The following is a 20,316-nucleotide window of genomic DNA, read 5'->3' on the forward strand; positions in this document are numbered from 1 at the left end:
TTATGAAACCTATTATCGGTATTGTTGGAAATCCTAATCGAAATCCAATTACAGGCATGCACATTAACGAAATTACTTATACACCTCAAGGCTATATTGATGCCATTATTGAAGTTGGCGGTTTACCACTAATCATTCCTACTGATTTAGCAAACGCATCTAGTTATCTTGATTTGGTAGATGGTTTACTATTAGCAGGTGGTCAAGATGTTTCACCAATCTTATACGGCCAAGAACCTCATCCAAAATTAGAAGAATTAAATCCCCCACGTGACGAAATGGAGCTCGCTTTAATCAAGGAAGCTATTTCTCGAAAAATACCAATACTTGGTATTTGCCGTGGACTACAAATACTTAACGTCTTTTTTGGTGGAACACTCTATCAAGATTTAAGTGACTATTCAAATTGGCAAGTTAAGCATTTACAAGATCCAACATTACCAGAATACGCCACACATTCTGTATCGATTAAAGCAAATAATTATTTATCAGATACTTATGGTTCAACGCTTCGTGTCAATACGTACCATCACCAAGCCATTAACCGTTTAGGTGATTCATTAACGGCCATTGCGACAAGTTCAGATGGCCTAATTGAAGGTATCAGTAGTAATGACGGTCTCATTTTAGGTGTTCAATGGCATCCCGAAATGTCTTATATAAGAGAACCATCAGATTTAGCTATTTTCAAATGGCTAATTAATAAAATTGCAAAATAAAGAGAATTGAATTAGTCATGTCGACTAATTCAATTCTCTTTATTTTGCAGGAATAACGGCACCTTTATACTTATTCAAAATCCATTCGCGTGTCTTTTTAGATTGTAGTGCTTTAACTAACTTTTTAATCGCAGGATTATCTTTATTTTTTGGTGCGACAGCAACTAAATTCGCATATGATGATGTACTACGTTCTAATGCAATAGCTTGTTTCGTTGGATTTAATCCAGCTTCAACCGCATAATTTGCATTAATAATGATGGCTGAGCCTTCATTATTTTCATATAAATCAGACATCAATTTTGGCTCATACGTATGCTTAAAAACTAAATTTAATTTATTTGTTTTGATATCAGCAAAATTTGCAGTTGCCACGTCTGTCCCTTTTTTCAGGGTTATTAATCCAGCATCTTTAAAAATAGTTAAAACACGACCATAATCTGAAATACTGTTAGATACTAAAACCGTACTTCCTTTCTTCAAATCAGTTAACTTTTTAACTTGTTTAGAATAGACACCGATTGGTTCAAGATGAACATTTCCAACACTTATTAAATCACCATTATTCTGTTTGTCCCAATTATCTAAAAATGGTTTATGTTGAAAATAATTAGCATCTAAATCACCAGATTCAGTCGCTTTATTAGGCATCACATAATCCTGAAAAACTTTAACTTTTAAATCGATACCTTCTTTTGCCAACATTGGTTTTACATGATCTAGAATTTCTGCATGGGGCATATTACTAGCACCAATTGTCAAAGTAGTCATTCCATTTGATTGTTTCCCGCATCCAGCTAATAAAAGAGTCAAAAATAGAAATGAAAAAATGAACTTTTTGTTTATTCTCATGAGGTTACCCCTTAATTATTTCGTTTATCGATTAATTTAGCTGAATGATCACCAATAAGTTGAAAAATGGCAACAATAATGATGATTGTGACCGTTGCAACTAGTGTAACAGTATTATTATTAGCACCATAACCTTCAATGAAAGCCCAATTTCCTAGCCCACCGGCACCAATCGTACCAGCCATTGCCGTGTACCCAATAATTGTAATTCCAGTAACTGTCGCCCCTGAAATAAGAGCTGGTAAACTTTCTCGTAATAGTACTTTCCAAATGATTTGTGCCTTGTTAGCACCCATTGCTTCAGCTGCTTCAATCACACCATAATCAATCTCACGAAAAGCAAGTTCCACCATTCGTGCATAAAATGGAGCCGCCGAGAGGATTAGAGCTGGCAATGCTGCAATCGGTCCAATAATAGAACCAACTAAAGCCTTAGTAAAAGGCAATAATAAGACAATTAAAATAATAAACGGAATTGAACGAAAAATGTTAACCATGGCTGAAACAATCCAATTAATTATTTTTACCCAGATACTTATTTTACCGGTCGTTTTTTGTTTTGTTTCAAATAAAATAAGACCTAAGATAATACCCAAAATTGTAACGGCTATTGTAGATATTAATGTCATACTGATTGTTTCCCAAGTATTTGACCAGAATTCATCCCAGTTAACAGCATTAAAGTTAAAATATGACGCCCAAGTATTAGTCCCCATAATGCAATACCTCCGTTTCTACTTTCATTTTTTGCAAGAATGGAACGGTTTGATCTAAACTTATTTTTGGACCAGTTAATTGAATATATAATGTTCCAATTGGGCCACCTTGAGTTTGATGAATGGAACCCTCAACGATATTAAAATCAACTTCTGGAATTTGTCTTAACATTTCAGAGATAATTGGCATTTGCGTCTGCGTACTGTGAAAGGTTAATTGAACAATCAACCCTTGTGGATAAGCTTCAATTAATTCATTTACAGCAAGTTCAGTATCATGTAGAGCTGGTGTGACCTCCTGATTAACGAATCGTTTTGTGACGTCTTGTTTCGGACGCTTAAAGACGTCTAAGACAAGTCCACTCTCCACTAATTTTCCAGATTCCATTACAGCAACGTGATCACATATCTTACGAACCACATGCATTTCATGAGTGATTAATACAATTGTTAATTTCAATTTATGATTAATTTGAAGTAATAAATCTAATATTTCATCTGTTGTTTGTGGATCTAGCGCACTTGTTGCTTCATCACAAATCAAAATTTCAGGATCATTCGCTAAAGCCCTAGCAATCCCAACTCGTTGCTTTTGTCCACCAGATAACTCAGAAGGATATGCATTTTCTTTACCTTTTAACCCAACTAATGTTGTTAATTCTTCAGCTTTGGACAACCGCTCAGTTTTACTTATTCCAGCAAGTTCAAGTGGAAACATGATGTTTTCCACAACCGTTCGTGACCAGAGTAAATTAAAATGTTGAAAAATCATGCCAATTTTTTGACGTTGCTTTCTCAATGTTCTACCCGATAAAGATGCGATTTTAGCGCCATTAACGTCAACTTCACCCGAAGTTGGTGTCTCTAATCCATTCAGCATTCTAATTAATGTACTTTTACCAGCACCTGAATATCCTACAATACCTAAGATGCTACCATCTTCCACCGAAAGATTCACATCAGAAACAGCGCTAACCTTACCACTTTTCGTGATAAACTCTTTTGATACATTTTTAAACTCAATCATGTTAATACCTCCTAATTTTTCTGCAAAAAAATAACCTCCCATCCCCCGTTTAATAAACGGAAGGACGAGAAGTTATAAACTTCACGTGTTACCACCTTGTTTTATTGTTACCTCACGATAACAATCTCATCAGGTACGGGTTTTAATATAACCGATACCTTTCCGCTGTATTGGGCGTACCCAAGGTAGATTAACATTGCTCATCTACCAAACGTTCCAAGACCATATTCAATTCCGTAATTTTGATCCCTTTTCAGCTACCAGGATTCTCTTAACTAATTACTAAAATTTACTCATCTTTTCAAAACGTCTTATCTGTATTTCTTATTGTAGTTGATTATAGCTAGATTAAAATTTAATGTCAACAGTTTTATTTATTTAACCATGTCTCTGTAAAAACATCTTCACTGAATCCGGTCGTTAATTTTGTTCCATCAGTTAATACCGGACGTTTCATTAACATCCCATCTGATGCTAAAATTTGACTTGATTGCTGAATTGTCATCGTTGGTCGTTTATCTTTTAGATTTAATTCACGATACTTATTTCCTTGTGTATTAAAAAAAGATATTGCTGGAAGACCAGACTCATTCAACCATTTTTCGATTAGACTCGCCTTTGGTGTTTCTTGGATAAGATCTATTATATGGTATTCAACCTCATTTTCGTCTAACCATTGTTTTGCTTTTCTACAAGTTGAACATTTAGGATACCAATAAAAATCAATCATCATCAAAACCTCCTAGTTTTAAAAAACAGTGATTCCATAATAGAATCACTGCCTTATCTTTTTATCAAAATCTTCGTCTTCGCTACTGAACATGTAACTCTTATGATGGTATCGCATTGACATAATTAAGCCAATTCCAATCATATTTCCTACTAAAGCAGACCCACCTTGACTGACAAATGGTAATGGAATACCTGTTAAAGGTAGTAACCCAATACTCATCCCAATGTTTTCAAAAACATGGAATAAAATCATCATAATGACCCCAGTAGATAAGTAAGCATAAAATTCATTCTTCGTATCAAAGGTTGCACGAACCATTCGATAAATGAGTAAGAAATAAATAAAGATTAAAATACAACCACCAATAAACCCAAAGTTTTCGCCGATAACAGAAAAAATCATATCAGATTCACGGACGGGAACATAAACATTTGACACGTTAAATCCCTTACCAGTCATTTGTCCTGATCCAATGGCTTTCATACTTTGCCATAATTGATATCCTGTTCCGGATGTATCTTTTGATGGATCTAACCAGTTATCAATTCGGTCAAATTGGTAGGCAGAAAAGCCAACTTTTTCTAGAATTGATCGACCAGTTGTTGAAATAACCATATATAATGCCGTTCCACCTACAACAGCCACCGTTCCAAATGCCGGTCCAATAATCTTCCAAGTGATACCTGAAACTAAAATGACACCACCTAAAATAGCAAAGAAAACGAGCATTGTTCCAAAATCATTTTGCAGTTTTAATAAAATAACTACTGGTAACGTCCATGCTATCATTTTGGCTAATAAAATAATATCTGTCCCAATTTTATGAGTTGGATAATCATTGTTATGTATCGTAACCACACGCGCCAACATTAATATAAATGCTGGCTTCATAACTTCTGATGGTTGGAACGTTAACGAACCAACTAATGGTATCCAACTTTTAGCACCTGTGTTTATATATAAAGGTCGACTATATACGACTAAAACAATCATCAATAAAAACAGGCCAATAAAATACCCTATCGGTGCGACTCGCCATAATTGTTCTGAGTCAAATTGCATAATAACGACAATTGCAATGACACCAATAGCGTACCACATTAACTGTGAAACCATTTGGCTAACAATTGAGGTCGCACTAGTATCATGGGATGCTGATACGTAAATTGAGGCAAGCCCAATAATTGCCAAGACTAAAACGGCAAAAATAATACCATAATCAATTCTTGACTCACTATCGACCTCATCTTTTCTACTACTCATAGAATTCCCCTCCACACTATGTCACTTATTTCGTTAAATTTTTGAATAGGCTAAAATTTAATAATTGACTAATTAACCGCGATGTAAGTGAAAATCGCGCAATAAAGTATCAATACCTTCATCACGAGTTTTAGCTTTGAATATCTCACCGTTACTTAATGTTGCAACAAATTTTGTATCTTGTTGAATGACTGTACCAATTTCAATACCGCCAACGGTTAATGAAACTGCATCCTCACCATTAATTTTAATATCATTTTCTGCTACTTCAATCTCTTTTTCTTTTTTAGACATGCTTTTCTTCTCCTTTAGGGTTCTTATTTCTTCGTACGGTAAAGTAATCAGGTACGGGATCGTATCCGCCTCTGACAAAAGGATGGCATCGTAAAATCCTACCGATACCCATAATAATACCTTTTGCACCGTGTTTTTGAATTGCCTTAATCATATAGTTTGAACATGTTGGATAGTACCGGCAACTAGGTGGAAACATCGGTGAAATAAATTTTTGATAAAACTTGATTGGTGCAAGCATTAAGTTTTGCATAAATAAATGACACCTCCTATATGAAAAGGTCCATCAACAGATTGCCCCGTTAATAGACCTCCCTTAATAACCAGTATCACAGTTGTTATCTACCTTGTTTTTCAATATGATCTAACAAGAATCCAGTTCCTTTTGCGACATCATCCAATGGTGTTTCTGACACCATAACAGGAATATCTAAGTTCGATGACATTAATAAATCAACACCATCTAATAATGCACCGCCACCTGTTAAAATAATCCCAGTATCAATAATATCTGATGCTAATTCTGGTGGTGTTTGTTCAAGAACTTCTTTAGTTGCTGCAACGATTGCTTGCATTGTATCATGAGTTGCTTCTTCAATCTCAGCAGAGCTAAGCACAACTGTCTTTGGTAAACCAGTAACAACATCTCGTCCACGAATTTCCATTTCTAATGCACGATTGTCTGGGTAAACTGTCCCAATTTCAATTTTAGCTTTTTCAGCTGTACGTTCACCGATTTGAAGGTTATGTTTTTGCTTAACAAAATTGATAACATCACTATTCAATTGATCACCAGCAACACGTAATGAACGGCTTGCTACAATATCGCCTAATGAAATAACGGCAACATCACTTGTACCACCACCAATATCAATCACTAAACTACCACGGGGTTGATAAATATCCAACCCAGCACCAATAGCTGCAACTTTAGGTTCTTCAGCAAGATAAACCTTGCCACCACCAGCTTTTTCAGCAGCTTGAATAATTGCTTTTTGTTCAATTGATGTGATATTTGTTGGGCAACAAATCAAAATACTTGGTTTTGATAAAAAGCCGCTCACATTTAATTTTTTAATAAAGTAAGTTAACATTTGTTCTGTAATATCAAAATCAGCAATGACACCATTTTTCATAGGTCTGATAGCTCTAATACTACCAGGTGTTCTACCAACCATTTTATATGCTTCTGATCCAACTGCTAATACACGACCTGATTTTGTGTCAATTGCAACAACAGATGGTTCATTTAAGACGATTCCTTTATTTTGTACGTTAATTAATACATTTGCGGTTCCTAAATCAATACCAATATCTTTAGCCATTATGCTTCTCCTCTCGGCACTTAAAACTTACACTAATGTAAGCATTATACCATATACCTATACAATAAAAAAATGTCCAAAATGGACATTTCTTCTATTTTACTTCATTTTCTGTCTTAATAATTATATCTTGTGTATCATCATTGATACGTTTAATTTCAGCACCCAAAGCTTCTAACTTTTGATGGAAATGATAGTAGCCTCGATCAAGATATTCAAGATGTGTAACTTGTGTATAACCACGAGCTACTAATCCTGCTAGCACAAGTGCTGCAGCAGCTCTTAAGTCTGTAGCAGCAACTTCTGCACCATTGAAGTCAGTTGGACCATACATGACAACTGAGTTGCCTTCAATCTTAAATTTTGCATTCATACGTCGTAATTCTTCAAGATGCATAAAACGATTTTCGAATACCGTCTCTGTTAAAATACTTGTACCATCTGCCATTAATTGAAGGACAGTCATTTGAGGCTGCATATCAGTTGGGTACCCTGGATGAGGCAATGTTTTAACTGTAGTTGGTTTAATTTTTTCTGTTCCAATTACTCGGATACCATTGTCTTCTTGGATAACGTCAATGCCCATTTCTTCTAATTTAGAAATTAATGGTTTATTGTGTTCCGCAATAGCCTCTTCGATTAAAACATTACCTTGAGTCATTGCTGCAGCAACCATGAATGTCCCTGCTTCAATCCGATCTTGGACAACTGCATGATCAGCGCCATGTAATGCCTTAACACCATGAATGCGAATTGTTTCGGTACCAGCACCTTGTACTTTAGCACCCATTTTATTTAAAATATTAGCTAAATCAACAATTTCTGGTTCTCTTGCAACATTTTCAATCACAGTTGTACCAGTAGCTAATGTTGCAGCCATCATAATATTCTGAGTTGCACCTACACTTGGAAAATCAAGATAAATGTTGGCACCCTTTAATTCATCTACAGTTGCTTCTATATAACCATCGAATTGTTCAATATGCGCACCCATTGCTTCAAAACCTTTTAAATGCAAATCAATTGGGCGAGAACCTATTGCACACCCACCAGGCATTGCAATCTTCGCATGTTTAAGTCGTGCCAAAAGTGGTCCCATTACAACAATAGAAGCACGCATTTTTGAAACATATTCAAATGGTGCTTCTGGTGATAATTCTTTAGTCGCACTCATTTTAACTTCATTAGTTTCTTCATTAAAGTCAACGTCTAAATTTAAAAAACGTAGTACGTTATTCATTGTAAAGACATCTGACAAAACTGGTACATTTGACAGTGTATTTTCACCACTACTTGCTAAAATTCCGGCTGCTAGAATTGGCAATACTGCATTCTTTGCGCCTTCTATATGCACTGTTCCATTGAGTGAGTTTCCACCCTTGACGATTATTTTTTCCACAAGTTATTCCCCCGTTATTATTTAACTAAAAAAACTAAATTACGAACATTATCAATAAAATTTAAGAAAAAGGCACTGCTTGTATATCCTAATAAAATAGCCAATAAGACAATTAAAACTTTGATTCTTTGTTGGCTACTTTGTGGGAAAAACCTGTCTATTCGTAACCCTTGAATTGCCCAAAAAGCAATTCCAATAAACATTAGATGACTCATTAAAGTAACTAGCGATTGGATTCCCACAGTATTCATCAAAACACTCCTAAAATTTATTCGTCATAAGCATAGCATATTTTGTACCACTTGTCGCTAATATTTGTAACAAAAATGAAATATTTAATATGTATATACAAAAAAAGGTACTGAATAAATCCAGCACCCACTTTTGTATTAATGTTTAGAGATATTAATTCGATTGATTGCACGTCTAAGTGCAATTTCAGATCTTTTAAGTTCATCAACATTATGTGTTTGTTTTGCAGTAGAAATCATCTGCTCAGCTCTTTTTTTAGCAGCCTGTGCACGATTTTCATCAATATCTTCTTGGCATTCTGCTGCATTTGCAACAACCGTTGCGACATTTTTTGAAAATTCAATGAATCCACCACTTACGGCAATTTCATCTTCTTCATTATCATTTACCTTAACCCTGACAGCATCAATATCAAGAGAAGCAATAACTGGAATATGATTGGGTAAAATACCCATTTCCCCGCTGGGTGTTTTAACAATAATCATTTTAGCATTATTGTCATAAACACTACCATCAGGAGTGACGATACTAACGGTCAAAACTGAATCTTCAGCCATCTGTTATTACCCCCTATTTTGCCATTTTATTTGCTGCTTCAATAACATCTTCGATTGGGCCGACACCATTGAAAGCATCTTCAGGAAGTGAATCATATTTACCATCAAGAATATCTTTAAATCCTTGAACTGTTTCAGCAATTGGTACATATGATCCAGGTTTTCCTGTGAATTGTTCGGCAACATTAAAGTTTTGTGAAAGGAAGAATTGGATGCGACGCGCACGTGCTACAATTACTTTTTCATCATCAGATAATTCATCCATACCTAAAATAGAAATAATATCTTGTAATTCACGATAACGTTGTAACGTATGTTGAACTTCCGTAGCAACACGATAATGTTCTTCTCCAACAATTTCAGGTGTCAAAGCACTTGAAGTTGAAGCCAAAGGATCAACAGCTGGGTAAATACCTTGTTGCGTTAAGCTACGTTCCAAGTTAGTTGTTGCATCCAAATGGGCGAACGTCGTTGCAGGAGCAGGATCAGTATAATCATCAGCTGGAACATAAACTGCTTGAATTGATGTAACTGAACCTTTTTTAGTTGACGTGATACGTTCTTGCAATTGACCCATTTCAGTAGCTAATGTTGGTTGATAACCTACGGCTGAAGGAATACGGCCTAATAAGGCTGAAACTTCAGAACCAGCTTGTGTAAAGCGGAAAATATTATCAATAAACAATAGCACATCTTGTCCTTTTTCATCACGGAAATATTCCGCAATTGTAAGACCAGTCAATGCAACACGCATACGGGCACCAGGCGGCTCGTTCATCTGACCAAACACCATGGCTGTCTTCTCTAACACGCCGGATTCTTTCATTTCAAAGTAAAGGTCATTACCTTCACGAGTACGTTCACCAACACCGGTAAACACTGAAATACCATTATGTTCTTGAGCAATATTATGAATTAATTCTTGAATTAAAACAGTTTTACCAACACCGGCACCACCGAATAATCCAATTTTACCACCTTTAATATAAGGGGCTAACAAGTCAATAACTTTAATTCCTGTTTCAAGAACCTCAGTACTTGCACTTAATTCATCATATTTAGGAGCATCTTTATGGATGCTACTGCGCTCTGCATCTTTATTAAATTCAGGACCACCATCAATGGTATCTCCTAAAACGTTAAACACTCGACCAAGAGTATCTTCACCAACAGGGACAGAAATTGAAGCACCTGTGTCTTCAACAACTGTTCCACGTTGCAAGCCATCCGTAGAATCCATGGCGATTGTTCTCATAACTCCGTCACCTAATTCAAGCGTAACTTCGATAATTAGAGCAGTTCCATCTTCACGTGTAACTTTTAACGCATTATTGATATCTGGTAAGGTTTCGTTTAAAGAGAATTGTACATCGACGACGGGCCCGATAACTTGAACAACTTTACCGAGACTCATCTTCTGTATTTCCTCCTGTCATTTTACTCTAAAGCAGCTGTTGCACCAGTAATTTCTGTAATTTCTGTTGTAATAGCACTTTGACGTGCACGATTATACTTTAATTCTAATGATGCAATAATATCTTTAGCATTATCTGTCGCAGATTTCATTGCTGTAGAACTTGAAGCATGTTCAGCTGTTTTAGCATCTAAAATCGCACCATATACTAAGCTTTCAGCAAACTGAGGTAGAACAACTTCAAGAATTGCGTCTCCTGAAGGTTCCATATCATAATCTTCATTCCCCATCACATTAGACGTTTCAATACCTTCTGCATCTGTATCCATATTCACTTCTGAAATAGGAAGCATTTGTTCAGAATGAAAGTCCGATTGTAAACTATTAACGAAATGATTATAACAAACAAATAATTCATCATAAACTTCACTGTTATACATTGTTACTACTGATTTAACGATTTCACGAACCTCAATAAACGTTGGAATATCACTTACACCACGGTATTCGTAGGCAACCTCATATCCTCTATTTTTAAAGAAGTCAGCACCAGTACCACCAACAGCAATAATAACAGCATTATCTACAGTATGGCCATTTTGCTTCATCAAATCTAATGTTTGTTTAATTACGTTACTATTGTAACTACCAACTAAACCACGATCAGAAGTAATAATTAAATAACCACTTTTTTTAACAGGTCTCTTTTGTAACATATCAAAACCTGAAAATTTTGAACTATCATTCTCAGATGATTGCTTTGATTTTCCAGCTTTAGCATCTAAAAGGTGAGATTGGGCAAGATGGGTAATGACACTTCTAATTTTAGAAGCATATATCTGATAACTTTGAGTATGACGCTGAATTTGGCTTAACTTAGCAGTCGAAACAACTTGCATTGCGCCAGTTATTTGTCCCGTTTTCTTAGTTGAAACGATTCGACGCTTTACTTCCATTAATGAAGCACCCATTAATTCTCACCATCTTTCATTTACTTTTAGTTTACGCTTTTTCAGGAGTTACTTGGAAACCTTCTGAAAAGTCTTTGATTGCAGCATCAAATTTATCTTCGTCAGGTAAATTACCTGTTTCTTTGATGTGATTTAAAAGATCACTATGATTATTATCAAAGAAATCAAAAATTTCACCTTCAAAACGAAGAATATCATCAACAGGAACTGAATCCAAGAATCCATGTGTTAATGCATATAAAATTAAAACTTGTTTTTCAACAACTAATGGCTTGTGTAATGGTTGTTTAAGTACTTCAACCGTACGATGTCCACGATTTAATTTAGCTTGTGTTGCGGCATCTAAATCAGAACCAAATTGAGAAAATGATTCTAATTCTCGGAATGATGCAAGAGCCAAACGAAGGCTTCCGGCAACTTTCTTCATTGCTTTAATTTGAGCTGACCCACCAACACGAGAAACTGATGTACCAGCATCAATAGCTGGACGAGTACCTGAATAGAATAAATCACTATCCAAGAAAATTTGACCATCAGTAATCGAAATTACGTTAGTAGGAATATATGCAGAAACATCACCAGCCTGTGTTTCGATAAATGGAAGAGCAGTCATTGAACCACCACCCAATTCATCACTTAACTTAGCTGCACGTTCAAGTAAACGTGAATGTAAGTAGAAAACATCACCAGGATAAGCTTCACGACCCGGCGGACGTCTCAAAATTAATGACAGTTCACGGTAAGCCGTTGCTTGTTTTGATAAATCATCAAATACAATCAAGACATGTTTACCGTTATACATGAATTCTTCACCCATTGCTGAACCAGTATATGGAGCTAACCATAATAATGGTGCGGGAGAAGCAGGACCAGCACTAACGACAATTGTGTAGTCCATTGCGCCTAATCGACGTAACGTTTCCACTTGTGCGCTAACAGTTGATTCTTTTTGTCCAATAGCAACATAGATACAAATCATGTCTTGATCTTTTTGATTTAAAATCGTATCAATAGCAACTGATGTTTTACCAGTCTTACGATCACCAATAATCAATTCACGTTGTCCACGGCCAATTGGAACTAAAGCATCAATAGCTTTAAGTCCAGTTTGTAAAGGTTGATCAACTGACTTACGATCCATAACTCCTGGAGCCTTTTTTTCGACTGGACGAGTTTTGTTTGTCTTAAGATCACCTTTACCATCGATGGGTTGGCCTAAAGGATTAACAACACGTCCGATAAGTTCTTCACCAACAGGAACTTCCATGATTCTACCCGTACGTTTGACAACGTCGCCTTCACGGATACCTTCATAGCCACCTAAAATAACGATACCAACATCGTTTGTTTCTAGATTTTGAGCCATACCATAAGTACCGTCAGAAAATTCTAACAATTCTCCTGATAAAGCGTTATCCAAACCGTGTGCACGAGCAATACCATCACCAACATAAGTAACGGTACCTACTTCATCAACGATAAGTTCGTCTTTATATTGTTCCAATTGTTCTTTAATTAAAGCACTGATTTCTTCAGCTTTAATGCTCATACAAGGTTCACCTCTTAACTACTTTAATATGTTACTCCGCTAATAATCGTTTTACTTTGTTGATTTTTGATGAAATTGATCCATCAAAAATCTGATTATTGGCTTCAATAATAACGCCACCAATAATTTTTTCATCAATAATATTGTTAAATACTATCTTATTTGCACCGATTCTTTCTGCAAACTTACTTGATAATTTCGTTAATTGACTATCATCAAGCTCAATTGCAGTTGTAACGGTTGCATGTACAATTTTTTCTTTAACATCGCATAATCGTTCGAATTCTTCAATTATTCCAACCATATCACCCATTCGACCATAATCAAAGACCATTTGGATAACGTTTGCAATAATTGGAGATGCATCTTTGAGTAAGACCTTAACAAGGTCTTGCTTTTCTAACAAATTAAGACGTGCATCAACAAGCACTTCACTCAATTGTGGATTAGCAAGAAAAACTTGTCTAACTTCCTCTAATTCTTCAGAAAAGGCAACAATATTACCTTGTTCATCAGCAATTTCAAAGATGGCTTCACCGTAACGATTGGCAACGGTTGCCTTATCTAATTTCATTTTACTTTACCAACCCTTCAATATAAGAATTGATTAAGTTTTTTTGATCATTCTCATTTAATTCTTTTTGAATAATCTTAGAAGCAATTTCAATAGATAATTCAGCGACATCACTTTGAACGCTACTCAATACTTCTTGGCGTTCTTGTTCAATATCTTTAACAGCATTTTGTTTCAACGTCGTTGCTTCATCTTGAGCTCCAGAAACGATATCATCATGTTGCTTTTTACCGTTATCTTTTGCACGACTAACAATTTCAGATGCTTCTTGACGTGAATTATCTAATTGGTCTTGTCGTTCAGTTGCCAAAATATCGGCTTTTTTTCTTGAATCTTCAGCAGAATCTAAATCATTTGCAATTTTATCTGCACGGTCACTCATCATTTTTGTGACAGGACCCCATGCAAAGTGTTTGATGATTAACATCAAAATAACAAACGAAATAATATAGAATAAGAAATCACCAGTTTGAAAATTACCAACTGCACCGAAAACTAAATCTGAAAACATCTATTGACACCTCCTTTTTAAAATTAATATATTTCGTTGTATCAACGAAGAATCAAACTTAATTTCAAAAATTATTTAGCCATCAATAAGAATGAAATAACGATAGCAATAATAGGAACGGCTTCAATCAAACCAACACCAATAAACATTGTTGAACGTAATTGACCAGATAATTCTGGTTGGCGAGCCATACCTTCGATTGTTTTAGAAATAACTAAACCATTACCAATACCTGTTGCGACAGCGGCTAAACCAGCTGCAATACCTGCTGCTAATAATCCCATAATAATTGTTTCCTCCTTAGATATCTTGTTTTATTCTTTTTGTACTTTTCCACCGATATAAACCATTGACAATGTTACGAATACGTAAGCTTGGATACTTCCGATAAACAGAGAGAATCCTTGCCAGATCATTTCAACTGGTAAAGCCACGATAGTCATTAATGGGCCCATAGAAACTGCACCACCAATTAACGTTAATAATACTTCCCCAGCGTAAATGTTTCCGTACAAACGAAGAGCTAATGTTAGCAAATTTGTAAATTCTTCAATCAAGTTAATAGGTAAAAGAAATGCAACTGGACTCAAATAGGAATTTTTAATATATCCCTTAAATCCGAATTGAATAACACCCATAAAATGTGATAATAGCAGAATCAAAAATGCAAACGTTAGTGTCGTTAGCGGACTCGACGTTGGACTTTTAATCAACGTCTTGTCGCCAAAACCTATTTGTAAAAATAAACCCATTTGGTTAGATACAAAGATAAATAAGAATAACGTAAATGCTAATAAATTAAACTTCTTACCTTCTTTTCCTGGCATTGCGCTTTTAACAATCCCATTGGTGAAATCAATGAGCCATTCCAAAACATTTTGTCTACCAGTCGGTTTCATGGTCAGTCTTCTCGATAATACAATAGCTATCATCGCGACAATCACACATGCAAGTAAACCGGAAACGACATTCGTAATATTGAAAGGTAGGCCATAAAAATTCACAACGAAAGCATCTCCATCCACAGAATTTCACCTCTTTCCAAACTTTTATTTGACCGTATAAAACGGTATAAATTAAAGAGAATAACTTTATAAATATTCTCCAATTACAAAAGAAATCATACCACCAATTGAAATAAAATACAAAAGAAATTCTGACTTATTTTGAGTTTTTTTTCACATTAAAAAAAATGACACCTAGACGGCTTACGCATAAGCATTCTAAGGGCCATTCATTTAATTTATTTCGTACCAAACAATCGATCACCTGCATCGCCCAAACCTGGGACAATGTAGCCATCTTCATTCAAGTGATCATCAAGTGCTGCTGTATAAATATCAATATCAGGATGTTTTTCACGTAAAGCTGCAACACCTTCTGGAGCCGCAACAAGACAAACAAACTTAATTGTCTTTGCGCCGCGCTTCTTCAATGCATCAACTGCCATAATAGCAGAACCACCAGTAGCAAGCATTGGGTCTACTACAAGAAGATCACGACTAGCAATATCTTCAGGCATTTTTACAAAATATTCTGTTGGTTGGAATGTTGTTTCATCACGGTACATACCAATATGTCCAACTTTAGCTGCTGGTAATAATTCCAAAATACCATCAACCATCCCTAAACCAGCTCTTAAAATAGGAATAATAGCAATTTTCTTACCAGCCAATGTTTTTTGTGTTGTTTTACCCATAGGTGTTTCAACGATAACATCTTCTAAAGCAAAATCGCGAGAAACATCATATACCATTAGTTCAGCAATTTCATTAACAACTTCTCTAAATTCTTTTGTACCACAGTTCTTATCACGTATAATCGTTAATTTGTGTTGAATTAACGGATGGTCCATCACTTGAAATTTGCCCATTACGAAACACTCCCTTAAATTTAGTCTATTCTATTTTAGCGAATTATTACCTAAAATACTAGTCTTAAACGTATTTAATTTGTGAAATAGGATGCTTTTTAGATAATGCTAAAACTTGCGAACCAATTTCGGCTAATTTATCGTCATCATCGTGAAATTGAATTGCGTATAGAATTAGAATTGCAATCACTTTTACGTCTTCGCTGTCAAACCCACGAGTAGAAATTGCTGGCGTTCCAATTCGAATTCCAGACGTTTTAAATGGGCTCAATGATTCATTTGGAATTGTATTTTTATTCACAGTAATATGAACACGATCTAATAAGTTTTGAACTTCTTTTCCATTTAACCCAGAAGGTGTTACATCTAAGTTCATTAAGTGATTATCAGTTCCACCAGAAATAACTCTCACTAAATCTGACTGTGCAAATACGCCAGCCATTGCTTGTGAATTCTGAACAACTTGATACATATACGCCGTAAATGCTGGTTGCGCTGCCTCATAGAATGCTGCCGCTTTCCCAGCAATTACGTGTTCAAGTGGGCCACCCTGTGTACCAGGGAAAACTGCCGAGTTTAGTTTTTTAGCATATTTTTCTTTAGCAAGAATCATTCCACCACGAGGGCCACGTAACGTTTTATGCGTTGTTGTCGTAACAACATCAGCTACATCTACGGGATTTGGATGCAGTCCAGTAGCTACAAGACCAGCAATATGAGCCATATCTACCATTAAATAGGCGCCAACTTCATCAGCGATTGCTCTAAATTTTGTAAAGTCGATCATTCGACTATAAGCTGAGGCTCCAGCAATAATCATTTTAGGTTTTTCTTTAAGTGCTATCTCTCGAATAGCATCATAATTTAAACGTTCTGTTTTAGAATCAACACCATAACTAACAAAATTGTACAATTCACCTGAGAAATTTACTGGTGAACCATGCGTTAAATGTCCACCATCGTTTAATTTCATTCCTAAAATCTTATCTTGAGGTTCTAAAAATGCCTGGTAAACGGCCATATTAGCTTGTGAACCAGAATGTGGTTGTACATTGGCATATTCAGCATGGAATAGTGCCTTAGCACGATCAATAGCTAATTGTTCAACTACATCAATATACTCACAACCACCGTAGTAACGCTTATTAGGATACCCTTCAGCATACTTATTGGTTAACACGCTACCTTGTGCAGCACGTACAGCATCAGAAACGATATTTTCAGACGCAATTAATTCAATATTGTCCTCTTGGCGTTTTTCTTCATGAGCGATTGCATCCCACAATTCTTTATCCTGTTGTTTATATTTCACTTTTTCAGCATCCATAAGTTCAACAATATTTTGGCTACTTGCTGCTTTTTCAAGACGGTTCATGTAAGCAACACCCAATCCCTTTTTATCAAACCCTTCAACTAAAATCATTTGAACATTAGGGTTGTCATCGAAGTAGCGTAAACCGTCAAAAAGTGATTGGCTTGCTGATTCAATTGTTTTTCCTAAAGAAGAATAGCCACTATTCTTAGGTATCTGATCCGTATCAATTTGACCTTCTTTTGCCATTAATCCGATTGCAATATCTTGTTTAGCGACCCAGTCTAAAATATCTGACCAATTTTGTGTTGAATCAACAATCACAACTTGTGCTCTTGGTGCATAATGTCGATACTTCATCCCAGGTGCTTTTGGCGTTTCTCCTTCGGCAACTTCATGTGTATCATCACTAACGTGTCCAATTACATCCTCAATTTGTGACTGAGTAACTGCTCCAGGTCTCAAAATTGTTGGTTCATCTGTACTCATGTCTAAGACAGTTGACTCCACCCCTACTTTTGTTTGCCCATCATCAATGATACCAGCAATTTTACCATTCAAATCATGAGCAACATGTTCTGCCATTGTTGGACTAGGTTTACCTGAAGTATTAGCTGAAGGGCCAACAATTGGAACGCCCGACTTAATAATAAAATCTAATGTAACTTTGTTATCTGGCATTCTAAAGGCTGCAGTTTCTAAACCGCCTGTAACAGTCTTTGAAAGAGCTCCTGCTTTTAATTTAAGGATAAGCGTCAATGAACCCGGCCAAAATGTTTTAATTAACTTTTCCACATTGGCAGTAAGTGGTTGTGCATATTCCCGAACTGTCTCTACATCGGCAACGTGTACGATTAGTGGATTATCACTTGGTCGACCTTTTGCAGCATACACTTGTTTGACTGCCTCTTCATTTGTCGCATCGGCACCCAATCCGTACACTGTTTCAGTTGGGAATGCGATCAATTGTCCTTGCTTTAATAACTCTGCAGCAGTTTCTATTTCATTAGGTTGATAAATAATTGTTTCCATTAACTCAACACCCCTTTTATAATTTTGCGTGAATCATTCTTTGATTATCAAAACTATCTTTTTTTCCTTCTATTAAAACTGCATTTTCAAATGCGTTTGTTAACATCTTTATCACGGCGTTTTCTTGTTGATACCCTATTTCAAAGAAAATATCTCTTGGTTTTTGCGTGAAGCGAGCCACCTCTTCTATCATTCTTCGATACAAGATTAGACCATTTTCAGCTGCAAATAATGCGACTTGCGGTTCATGTTCAATCACACTTTTATCCATCACATCTCGCTCATTTTCGGCAATGTATGGTGGATTAGACACGATGACATCCACTTTCAATTCATGAATAGGTTCTGTTAAATCTCCAATCAAAAATGTTACATCAACTTGCTGTGCTTGTGCATTTTTTTTGGCAACCGTAATTGCTTCTTTAGAAATATCACTTGCAAAGATTTGCCAATTTGGTCGCTGTTGTTTTAAAGCAATCGCAATTGCTCCAGAACCGGTTCCAATATCAGCAATTACCAACTTCTCATTAGCAGGCAATGTCTCCAACATCCATTCTACCAATTCTTCCGTCTCAGGTCTCGGAATAAGGGTTGCTTCGGTCACTTTCAATTGCATACCAAAAAAGTAGGCATGACCAATAATGTATTGTGCCGGCATTCCATCACAAAATTGCTGAATATCTATCTGATATTGTTGCCACTCATTTTTTGGCATTTTTGTTTGATAATTCATTAATAAATCAGTCGTTGACCAGCTTAGTCGCTCTAATAATAACCACTGACCACTTTCAACTTCTAACTTATGTTCCTCTATACACAAAGAAGCCCATTTCAAGGCTTCATAGTAGGTTGGATTAGTCATTTTCTTGCAACTTTTCCATTTTTTGTGTTTGATCATATAAAATCAATGAATCGATTACTTCTTCAAGTTCACCATTCATAACACGATCTAATTTATTCAATGATAATCCAATTCGATGATCAGTCACACGATTTTGAGGGAAATTATAAGTTCTAATTCGTTCTGAACGGTCCCCTGATCCAACAGCTGATTTTCTATTTTCATTGTAAGCACTTTGTTCTTGTTGTGAATAGAAATCATAAACTCGAGCCTTCAAAATTTTCATAGCTTTTTCACGATTTTGTTGTTGTGAACGTTCATCTTGCATAGCTACAACAATGTTTGTTGGTAAATGGGTCATTCGGACAGCAGATGATGTCTTATTAACATGTTGTCCACCGGCACCAGAAGAACGATAAACATCCGTTCTAATATCTTTTGCATCAATTTCAATTTCAACATCTTCTGCTTCAGGCATAACACCTACTGTTGCAGTAGAAGTATGCACACGTCCAGCTGATTCTGTTGATGGAATTCGTTGAACTCGATGTGCACCACTTTCATATTTCAGCTTAGAAAAGACACTATCACCATTAATCAACAGGACAATTTCTTTAAAACCACCGACTTCAGTCACATTTTTATCCACAATTTCAACAGTCCAACCTTGCTTCTCAGCGTATTTAGAATACATTGAGAATAAATCTGCAGCAAATAAACTAGCTTCATCCCCACCGGCAGCGCCGTGAATTTCCATGATAATATTTTTATCATCATTAGGATCCTTAGGAATTAATAGTACCTTAATTTCTTCTTCTAAAGCTGCTTTTGCTTTCTTTGCGTCAGATAATTCTTCTTTAGCCATTTCAGCCATTTCAGAATCTAAATTTTCGCCTAGCATTTCTTCAGCATCTGCAAGTTCTTGAACAACAACTTTATATTGGCGATATTTCTCAACTGTTTCGCGGATACTTGCCATTTCTTTTGATAATTCCATAAACCGATTATTATTTGAAATAATCTCAGGATCAGACAATAATTCGCCTAATTCTTCATAGCGATCATCAACTGATTGTAATTGATCATACATTTCATCCATTTT

23 protein-coding genes and 1 pseudogene are annotated in these 20,316 nt (G+C 35.8%); 1 reads left to right on the top strand and 23 read right to left on the bottom strand.

Annotation, left to right across the window (positions count from 1 at the left end):
- Nucleotides 1-2 precede the first annotated feature (2 nt).
- Nucleotides 3-719, top strand: a complete 717-nt coding sequence (locus AC1RO3_RS05715) for a gamma-glutamyl-gamma-aminobutyrate hydrolase family protein (protein WP_481761644.1) — start codon at nucleotides 3-5, stop codon at nucleotides 717-719.
- A 39-nt stretch (nucleotides 720-758) separates the two neighbouring features.
- Here AC1RO3_RS05715 and AC1RO3_RS05720 read toward each other — a convergent pair whose 3' ends face one another.
- The 23 genes and pseudogenes from AC1RO3_RS05720 to prfA form a co-directional block, all read right to left on the bottom strand.
- A complete protein-coding gene (locus AC1RO3_RS05720; protein ID WP_481761722.1) occupies nucleotides 759-1,565 on the bottom strand; it encodes a MetQ/NlpA family ABC transporter substrate-binding protein in 807 nt (268 codons plus the stop codon).
- Nucleotides 1,566-1,582: 17 nt separating this feature from the next.
- Nucleotides 1,583-2,287 (bottom strand): methionine ABC transporter permease, encoded by a 705-nt coding sequence (locus AC1RO3_RS05725; protein WP_409022317.1) that lies wholly within the window; start codon nucleotides 2,285-2,287, stop codon nucleotides 1,583-1,585.
- Nucleotides 2,277-3,314 (bottom strand): methionine ABC transporter ATP-binding protein, encoded by a 1,038-nt coding sequence (locus tag AC1RO3_RS05730; RefSeq protein WP_481761643.1) that lies wholly within the window; start codon nucleotides 3,312-3,314, stop codon nucleotides 2,277-2,279. The genes AC1RO3_RS05725 and AC1RO3_RS05730 overlap by 11 nt, the downstream gene beginning before the upstream one ends.
- Before the next feature lie 370 nt (nucleotides 3,315-3,684).
- Complete coding sequence (locus AC1RO3_RS05735; RefSeq protein ID WP_481761721.1) at nucleotides 3,685-4,044, bottom strand: arsenate reductase family protein; 360 nt, start codon at nucleotides 4,042-4,044, stop codon at nucleotides 3,685-3,687.
- Nucleotides 4,045-4,089: 45 nt separating this feature from the next.
- Nucleotides 4,090-5,310, bottom strand: a complete 1,221-nt coding sequence (locus AC1RO3_RS05740) for an FtsW/RodA/SpoVE family cell cycle protein (protein WP_481761642.1) — start codon at nucleotides 5,308-5,310, stop codon at nucleotides 4,090-4,092.
- Nucleotides 5,311-5,382: 72 nt separating this feature from the next.
- Nucleotides 5,383-5,604 (bottom strand): DUF2969 domain-containing protein, encoded by a 222-nt coding sequence (locus AC1RO3_RS05745; protein ID WP_409022314.1) that lies wholly within the window; start codon nucleotides 5,602-5,604, stop codon nucleotides 5,383-5,385.
- Complete coding sequence (gene yidD, locus AC1RO3_RS05750) at nucleotides 5,597-5,857, bottom strand: membrane protein insertion efficiency factor YidD (RefSeq protein ID WP_409022313.1); 261 nt, start codon at nucleotides 5,855-5,857, stop codon at nucleotides 5,597-5,599. Before yidD ends, AC1RO3_RS05745 begins: the two co-directional genes overlap by 8 nt.
- Before the next feature lie 85 nt (nucleotides 5,858-5,942).
- A complete protein-coding gene (gene mreB / locus AC1RO3_RS05755; protein WP_409022312.1) occupies nucleotides 5,943-6,929 on the bottom strand; it encodes a rod shape-determining protein in 987 nt (328 codons plus the stop codon).
- A 94-nt stretch (nucleotides 6,930-7,023) separates the two neighbouring features.
- Nucleotides 7,024-8,328: a UDP-N-acetylglucosamine 1-carboxyvinyltransferase gene (gene murA, locus AC1RO3_RS05760; RefSeq protein WP_481761641.1), complete on the bottom strand. Its 1,305-nt coding sequence runs from the start codon at nucleotides 8,326-8,328 to the stop codon at nucleotides 7,024-7,026.
- A gap of 17 nt (nucleotides 8,329-8,345) precedes the next feature.
- Complete coding sequence (locus tag AC1RO3_RS05765; RefSeq protein ID WP_409022310.1) at nucleotides 8,346-8,579, bottom strand: DUF1146 family protein; 234 nt, start codon at nucleotides 8,577-8,579, stop codon at nucleotides 8,346-8,348.
- Between the two features lie 138 nt (nucleotides 8,580-8,717).
- The gene (locus tag AC1RO3_RS05770; RefSeq protein ID WP_481761640.1) at nucleotides 8,718-9,137 is read right to left on the bottom strand and encodes a F0F1 ATP synthase subunit epsilon; all 420 of its coding nucleotides are present in this window, start codon (nucleotides 9,135-9,137) and stop codon (nucleotides 8,718-8,720) included.
- A 13-nt stretch (nucleotides 9,138-9,150) separates the two neighbouring features.
- Nucleotides 9,151-10,551, bottom strand: coding sequence for a F0F1 ATP synthase subunit beta (gene atpD / locus AC1RO3_RS05775; protein ID WP_409022308.1), 1,401 nt, complete (start codon nucleotides 10,549-10,551; stop codon nucleotides 9,151-9,153).
- 23 nt (nucleotides 10,552-10,574) lie between these two features.
- Nucleotides 10,575-11,522 (bottom strand): F0F1 ATP synthase subunit gamma, encoded by a 948-nt coding sequence (locus AC1RO3_RS05780; protein ID WP_481761639.1) that lies wholly within the window; start codon nucleotides 11,520-11,522, stop codon nucleotides 10,575-10,577.
- 31 nt (nucleotides 11,523-11,553) lie between these two features.
- Entirely contained in the window at nucleotides 11,554-13,071 is a 1,518-nt protein-coding gene (gene atpA / locus AC1RO3_RS05785) for a F0F1 ATP synthase subunit alpha (protein WP_481761638.1), read from the bottom strand.
- A 31-nt stretch (nucleotides 13,072-13,102) separates the two neighbouring features.
- Nucleotides 13,103-13,645, bottom strand: a complete 543-nt coding sequence (atpH, locus tag AC1RO3_RS05790) for an ATP synthase F1 subunit delta (protein ID WP_481761637.1) — start codon at nucleotides 13,643-13,645, stop codon at nucleotides 13,103-13,105.
- A 1-nt stretch (nucleotide 13,646) separates the two neighbouring features.
- Nucleotides 13,647-14,156, bottom strand: a complete 510-nt coding sequence (gene atpF, locus AC1RO3_RS05795; RefSeq protein WP_409022304.1) for a F0F1 ATP synthase subunit B — start codon at nucleotides 14,154-14,156, stop codon at nucleotides 13,647-13,649.
- Nucleotides 14,157-14,227: 71 nt separating this feature from the next.
- Nucleotides 14,228-14,440 (bottom strand): F0F1 ATP synthase subunit C, encoded by a 213-nt coding sequence (gene atpE, locus AC1RO3_RS05800; RefSeq protein ID WP_409022303.1) that lies wholly within the window; start codon nucleotides 14,438-14,440, stop codon nucleotides 14,228-14,230.
- 30 nt (nucleotides 14,441-14,470) lie between these two features.
- Nucleotides 14,471-15,181, bottom strand: coding sequence for a F0F1 ATP synthase subunit A (gene atpB, locus AC1RO3_RS05805; RefSeq protein ID WP_409022302.1), 711 nt, complete (start codon nucleotides 15,179-15,181; stop codon nucleotides 14,471-14,473).
- A gap of 218 nt (nucleotides 15,182-15,399) precedes the next feature.
- Nucleotides 15,400-16,029, bottom strand: coding sequence for a uracil phosphoribosyltransferase (gene upp / locus AC1RO3_RS05810; RefSeq protein WP_409022301.1), 630 nt, complete (start codon nucleotides 16,027-16,029; stop codon nucleotides 15,400-15,402).
- Between the two features lie 64 nt (nucleotides 16,030-16,093).
- Nucleotides 16,094-17,356, bottom strand: a complete 1,263-nt coding sequence (glyA, locus tag AC1RO3_RS05815; RefSeq protein ID WP_481761720.1) for a serine hydroxymethyltransferase — start codon at nucleotides 17,354-17,356, stop codon at nucleotides 16,094-16,096.
- A gap of 33 nt (nucleotides 17,357-17,389) precedes the next feature.
- Nucleotides 17,390-18,373: pseudogene (locus tag AC1RO3_RS05820) on the bottom strand (L-threonylcarbamoyladenylate synthase); the annotation flags it as partial.
- Between the two features lie 16 nt (nucleotides 18,374-18,389).
- A complete protein-coding gene (prmC, locus tag AC1RO3_RS05825; RefSeq protein ID WP_481761636.1) occupies nucleotides 18,390-19,235 on the bottom strand; it encodes a peptide chain release factor N(5)-glutamine methyltransferase in 846 nt (281 codons plus the stop codon).
- Nucleotides 19,228-20,313: a peptide chain release factor 1 gene (gene prfA, locus AC1RO3_RS05830; RefSeq protein WP_409022299.1), complete on the bottom strand. Its 1,086-nt coding sequence runs from the start codon at nucleotides 20,311-20,313 to the stop codon at nucleotides 19,228-19,230. The genes prmC and prfA overlap by 8 nt, the downstream gene beginning before the upstream one ends.
- Between the last annotated feature and the right edge of the window lie 3 nt (nucleotides 20,314-20,316).

The sequence above is a fragment of the Dellaglioa sp. CoH-57-MRSF-19 genome (genome assembly GCF_056781975.1).